The 6,081-nt window shown below is 70.7% G+C and carries 5 protein-coding genes; all 5 read right to left on the bottom strand.

Translation table 11 applies throughout. The annotated features are described in order from the left end of the window. Positions 1-645: 645 nt before the first annotated feature. The gene (locus tag ACF1A5_RS33745) at positions 646-1,215 is read right to left on the bottom strand and encodes an AAA family ATPase (protein WP_392196659.1); all 570 of its coding nucleotides are present in this window, start codon (positions 1,213-1,215) and stop codon (positions 646-648) included. After that, positions 1,212-2,435 (bottom strand): NUDIX domain-containing protein, encoded by a 1,224-nt coding sequence (locus ACF1A5_RS33740; RefSeq protein ID WP_392196658.1) that lies wholly within the window; start codon positions 2,433-2,435, stop codon positions 1,212-1,214. The genes ACF1A5_RS33745 and ACF1A5_RS33740 overlap by 4 nt, the downstream gene beginning before the upstream one ends. A gap of 80 nt (positions 2,436-2,515) precedes the next feature. Continuing rightward, positions 2,516-4,459, bottom strand: coding sequence for an ATP-binding cassette domain-containing protein (locus ACF1A5_RS33735; RefSeq protein ID WP_392196657.1), 1,944 nt, complete (start codon positions 4,457-4,459; stop codon positions 2,516-2,518). After that, complete coding sequence (locus ACF1A5_RS33730; RefSeq protein WP_355992847.1) at positions 4,456-4,581, bottom strand: hypothetical protein; 126 nt, start codon at positions 4,579-4,581, stop codon at positions 4,456-4,458. Before ACF1A5_RS33730 ends, ACF1A5_RS33735 begins: the two co-directional genes overlap by 4 nt. Continuing rightward, positions 4,578-5,345 (bottom strand): aminoglycoside phosphotransferase family protein, encoded by a 768-nt coding sequence (locus ACF1A5_RS33725; protein WP_392196656.1) that lies wholly within the window; start codon positions 5,343-5,345, stop codon positions 4,578-4,580. The genes ACF1A5_RS33730 and ACF1A5_RS33725 overlap by 4 nt, the downstream gene beginning before the upstream one ends. Positions 5,346-6,081: the final 736 nt, after the last annotated feature.

Raw genomic sequence — 6,081 nt, 5'->3', positions numbered from 1 at the left:
ACTCGCCGCTCGCTACCGGGCCGGACTCCACCTCGCAGCACTCATCCTCTGGCTCCGCGAACCGAGCCAAGATCATTTGTCAGACAGGTCCTAGGGACCCCTTCGATCTGCGGCTTGCTATCGGGCTGGGGTGGGCGGCTGTCGGGGTGTGGAGGAGCGCACGGCGTTGAGTACCAGCGTGCCCGCCCTGAGCCGGTGGGCGCGGGCACTCTGGGTTGGCCGCCGGTGACACCGGTGATGCCGCACGGCGGGCGTCGCGGACGAACGCAACGCACGCGGGGCTGGTGTCCTCCCCCTCGCCCGCCACCTCGGCGACAGCGCCTGCTCACCTTGGCGTGCAGCACGTGGTCGGCGGTGCGAAGCCCGGGCGCAGGCACGGCTGCTGGGCGGCTGACGGCCGCGGCGGCAGCAGCAGGCTTACTCCCATGTGCCGCTGAACAGCGCGTATTCGACGGGTCGCTTATGCTCTGGGGTCCGGTCACGTAACGGGAGGGGCGGCGGGTGCACCGCACACGCTTACTGACGGATGTGCGGCTGACGGCGACGGTGGCCGCCCTGGTTCTGGCCGGGAGTGCTTGCGGAGGCGGCGGGACGAACTGAGGCGTGCGCGCGTCCCATCGACGCTCCTCGGCTGCGCCTCGGACCCTAGGAGGCCAGCGGACACGAGGGGTCAAGGTCTCGCGGAGGGAGACGGTCAAGGCCCGTGGCTCGCATGACGTGGTCGACCGTTTCGTTCAACGAGCTGGCCGCAGGGATCACGGTCTCCACCCCACCGGAGAGTAGATCGAGTTCGCGATACCAGTCCCTGAGTTCCCGCTCGGTTACGTGCGCGAGGTACTCCGCATCTTGCTTCGCTGCATGCCGAACAAGCGTCTCAGGGAACGGGACATCCAGGTAGTAGTGGCGGGAGATGCCACGGTGCTCACTGGCGAGGGTCTCCAACATTTCCCCGTAGCCGTCGGCGTACAGGATCCCCTCGACAACCACGTGGTACCCGGCATCAAGGGCGTAGCGGGCGACCGTGTCGATCAGCCCGATGTTGGAAGCACCGGGCCGATCCCGCTCGCGCAGTACGACCCGCCGGAGGTTGTCCTGCCCCACGCGGGCGAGACCGCGACCGCACCGGTCGCGAAGGCCGGCTGCCACGGAGGACTTCCCCGACGCTGAGTTTCCCCGGATGACCACGAGTCGGCTCTCTTCGCTTCCCACGTTCATCGTGGCTCACCGCCCTTGGCACCGAGCGACTCAGTACAGCAATCAGACGCTGATCTGGCAGGGCTGGCGAACGGGTAGAAGGTGGCCACCGGGTGGTTGATCGCGAGTTTTGGCCGCCAGGCGGTAAGGCACTGGGCGCTGGCGATGAAGAGACCATTTGGGAGCCGGTCGAGAGGGTGCCAGAGCCAGTCGCCTACGCTCCCGTTCGGCTGCGTTGCCGGATCACCTTCCCACTGGGTCACGACCGCGGGCACCGTCGTGCGAACGACGGGGCCGACCTGGTCCACGAGCACGCCGAGCAGGACGACGTCCTCCTCGCGGGCACGGCAACCGGTCTCTTCGTAGAGCTCACGGATGACCGCGTGTTCCAGGGATTCGCCGGGCTCCACGGTCCCGCCCGGGAGCTCGGTGGTCCCGCGGCGGTGGACTCCCAGCAGGAGTCCGCGGGGTCCGTGCAGGATCGCGCCGACCCCGAGCGCGGCGTTGGGCTCCGGCGGGCGGGTCGTGCGCGGCCGGCTGCTGGCGGAGGTGCGGCTGTGCGCGCGGTAGAGGCGGACGGAGACCGGATTGTCGTCCTCGGGGGCGTCGAGTGCGTCGATCCCGTCGATGAGGAGGCCGTTATCGACGCAGAGGTCCTCCCACAGCTTTGGGGTGGGCACCCACATCTCGACGCTCGGGTCGTGGCCGCCGGCGAGCGGCAGGATCTCCGCGCGCGGCGTGACGCTCGAAGAGGGCCCGTGGCCGTGGGAGTTGGTGTGCAAGACGGAGAAGGTGAGGCGCCCGCCGGGCTTCAGGGCCAGCCTGAGGGCGGGCAGCAGGCGATGGGGGTCGATGTAGCCGAAGCCGTGGATGGAGTAGATCACGTCGTAGGGCTCGGCCTGGTGCAGGTGGTCCACGGCGTCGGCGTGGTTGAGGGTGAGACCCGGGAGGTCGCCGTAGCGGGCGAGGGCGCGTGCGTGCTGGCTGGCGGATGCTTCGACGGCGTCGACCGTGGCTCCGTGCTCGCGCACCAGGTGGGCGGCGTGTTTGCCCAGGCCGGAGCACAGGTCCAGGACGCGCAGGCCGGTCAGGTCGCCGAGGACTTCGGCGCCGGGGCCAGTCGGCCAGAATCCCCAGGAGATGCGGTCGACTTCCGGGATGTCGGTGCCTCGTTGCAGATGGTGGGTGCCGTACGTGGTCCAGGCGCGGGCGTTGACGGCTTCGGGCTCGGTGCTGTGCATGGCGCTCCTTGGCGTCGGGGGGAGTGGCGGGGCCGCGCTGGCTGCACGGCCCCGCGTGGACCTCTGCTGGGGGCCGCGGGTCAGCGGTCCTGGGCGAGGGCGTACAGCTCGCCGAGCAAACTCCCCTCGGTCGCGACGAGTTCGTCGAAGGAGCCTTGCTCCCGGACGGTTCCCTGGTCGAGGACGATCACTCGGTCGGCCATCCTCACGTTGTCGAGGCGGTGGGTGACCACCACGGTGATCCGGTCCGAGGCCATGGCCCGCAGCTCCCTGAAGATCTGGTGCTCTCCTCGGGCGTCCATCTCACTGGTCGGCTCGTCCAGGACGAGTACGGCCGGCTCCCTGTACATCGCTCGCGCGCAGGCCAGCCTCTGCCACTGCCCTCCGGACAGCTCGTGGCCGCCCCACACCGACCGGGCGAGCAGCGTCTCCAGTTCCTTGGGGAGATCACGCAGGGCCTTGGTCATGCCGACCCGTTCGGCCGCGTCCCAGATCCGCTCGTCGCCGTGCTCGCGGGGCTGGCCCAGGGTGATGTTCTCCCGGGCGGCGAGCGGCCAGTGCCCGTTCTTCTGCGGCACCAGGCCCACGTGCCGCCACACCGACTCCGCGTCGGCGCCGGCCAGGTCGGTGCTGTCCCACAGGACCTTGCCCTCGGTCGGGACGGTCAGTCCGGTGATCATGCGGATCAGCGTGGACTTGCCGGCGCCGTTCTCCCCGACGAGGGCGACGACTTCGCCGCGGTTCAGGGTGAGGGTGATCGGCTGGACGGCCGCGGCCTCCTTGCTCGGGTAGGTGTAGGAGGCGCCTTCCAGGCGGATCTGCTGCGGGGGCTTGGCCCGCGCGGTGCCGCGGGCTGTGGTCATGGCGCGGACCTCGTCGATGAACTCGTAGTAGTCGGAGAGGTAGAGCCCGTGGTGGAACATGACCGTCGAGTAGCGGATGATCGAGTTCAGGGCGCGGCCGGCGGTCTGGGAGGCGACGACTGCGGTGCCTGCGATCGCGGTCGTCATGGCCCCGGCGAGGACCAGGCCGGCGAGCGAGGCCCACATGCCGAGGGTGAACAGGCCGCCGAGCGAGGCGGCCAGCAGCGTGATCCGCAGATACGGGCGCGCCCCGGCGACCTCCCTCAACTCGACCCGGTCACACATGGACCGGTACCAAAAGTGCAGGTAGCCGCGCATGGTGTTGGCCCGCAGCTCGTCGGCGAGCTCGGCCGTCGTCAGCCACCAGCGCATCATGCCGCGGACATTGCGGGCGGAAATGGTCTGGTCGTGGACGCGGTAGTCGACCCGGGCGGCGATCACGCCGCCGAGGCCGCGGGGGACGACGGACAGCAGCAGCACACCGAGCAGCAGCGGGTGCAAGGTGGTGAGTACCACGGCCGCGGAGGCGAGCTGGACGAGTCCGTTGGTGAGGGTCTTGGCATCGTCGGCGAGGTCGACGGCGCGCAGCGCGCCGATCTCCGCCGCCTGGCTCCGGTCGCAGAACCCTTCCGCGTCGTAGGCGGCGAGTTCGGCCCGCATGTGGAGATCTACGAGCTGCAGGTCCGCGGCGGAGGCGATCTGCGGATTCAGGCGCCGGGTCGCCCAGTCCGCGAGGATCCACATGGACGCGCCGGTGGCCATCGCGACGACGGCGACGGTCAGCGCCGGCCACGCATGGGCCAGGCCCTGGCGGGGGTCGTCGACCATCAGCTGCGGCAGGGCCTTCGCGACGGCGGTGAGCATCACGGCCGTGCCGATGCCGGACAGCAGTTGGCACACGACGATCGTCAGGGCCATGCGCCGGTCGACGCTCCAGGCCAGGCGGGCCGTCTGGATCAGGGCCGCGGGGATGCGGCGGGCCATCTCCCACAAGGTGGCGCCGTCCATCGCCCGCCGGTGTTTGCGCCCGTTGTAGTCGAGCTCGGGCGGCGCGGAGGGCTGCGGAGTGCCCGTCCGTGCGGCTGGGAGGGACGACGCCGCGCCGCCCGTGTGTGCTGCGTCGACGGCCGGGGAGTCGGTCCGGTTGTGCGGTGCGGTCATGCGAACACCCCCGCCATCAGCCGGTCCAGGGTGCGCCGTCCGCGTGCGGTGAGGTGGGGGTCGTCGAGCTTTGGTCCCCAGACCAGGCAGCTCACCGCGTCGATCGCCGCGAGGCATTTCAAGGCGTGCTGCTCCCCGACGGTGAGGTTGCGGCCGTAGCCCTTAAGGCACGCGGCCCGCAGGTCGGCCGATCGGTCCAGGTGGAGCAGGCCATCAGCACGAAGTCCTGCACGGCGGTCGCGGCCCGTGAGCGCTCGAAGTCGATCCATCCGGCCTGCTGCCGGGTGGTCGACCACATGAGGTTGCGGTCCCGCGCGTCGCCGTGGATGTACGCGAGCGGCAGCGGCGGCAGGGCCCGCAGCTCCTCGGCCAGCTGGCGCACGAGCTTCTGCTCCGGCGCCGTCAGCCGGTCCCCGGCCGCCGCCAGGTGCCCCTCGGCACCCTGGGCCGCGGCCTGCAGAGCCTGCGCTGCCTCGGCCCGTCGAGGACCGGACAGATCACCGGCCGCGTGGAGGCGAGCCAGCAGGGCGCCGCCGCATCGGTGCGCGCGGGCTTCCTCCACGGGCGAGAGCTTCAGCTGCTTGAGCGGCCGTCCTGGGACGGCGGTCAGCAGCAGTGCCAGATGCTCCGCGTTCGAGGCGCGCAGCTGCGGCGCACCGCCGGCGCCGAGGGCCGGTGCGGCACTTCGGAGCGCGAGCGTCTCGCGCTCGTACATCACGGCCTTGGGGGAGATTTTCAGGTAGAAGCGGCGCGCCCTGGGCAGGTCGAGCCGCCAGACGCGGGAGTTCTCGCGCGGATGGCTGACGTCCTTGACGGCGGGACGGGCGTCGAGTGCCCGGCTGGCCCACGCGAGCAGGGCGGGGGGTGGAGTGGTCGGGTTGGTCATGCCCCCCACCCCGATGACGGTCGTGATGCTGCGGCGAATAGGACGCGGCGGGCATCGACGGGCCGCCGGTGCGCGAGGGCCTCGGCGGCCGCAGCAGGAGGGTTCTCAAGAGCAGGGTGAAGGGTGACCATGCGGACGGGATTCACGGTTTCTCCTAGGTTCGGCAACGGGGTAGAGCACCCGGACAACGGACCTGATCACAGGGCCGCTACGGGCAGCCGCGGGCGACGAGTCGAGTGAAGGTTCGACGCCGGGACGCGGACGGCAAGCGCCGTCTGCGTGGGCGGCTCCTCTCGCTTCGTTCGATTCACACGTACGGGGAAGGCGGCGGGACGGTCGCCCGGGCGGCGGATTGCATGACGGTCGGCAGCACCCGTCTCCTTCGGTGTGGTGTGGCTGTGCTCTGCGGACGGACCCTCGCCCACGCCACTGACAATCCGCGGACACCAGCACCGTGATCCGGTCATCCCGGGCCCGTCCTGCGGCTAGCAGTCACCCGCGAACTGGGGGGCTCTGACCTGGGGTGATGCTGGGAGAAAGGATTCTTGAACTCTCCGGGCCGGCCCGGAATCCGGCGCCCGCGAGAGTGGCTCGATCTGGTTCGCGGCCGGGTGAGCACTCGGAGCGTCACGCCCCTGGACTGGCCGGCTGGGTGAAGGAGACCTGGCCGAGCGTGGAAGGACCGTGGCGGCGCTCGGGGCCTGGCTCGTCATCGAGGACGAGGCCGGATTCTCGA

Origin of the sequence: Streptomyces sp. NPDC014864 (assembly GCF_043081525.1) — a bacterium.
Lineage (GTDB): Bacteria > Actinomycetota > Actinomycetes > Streptomycetales > Streptomycetaceae > Streptomyces.
Note: the sequence above shows the minus strand (reverse complement) of the source record. Positions and strands in the feature narration are given on the sequence as shown.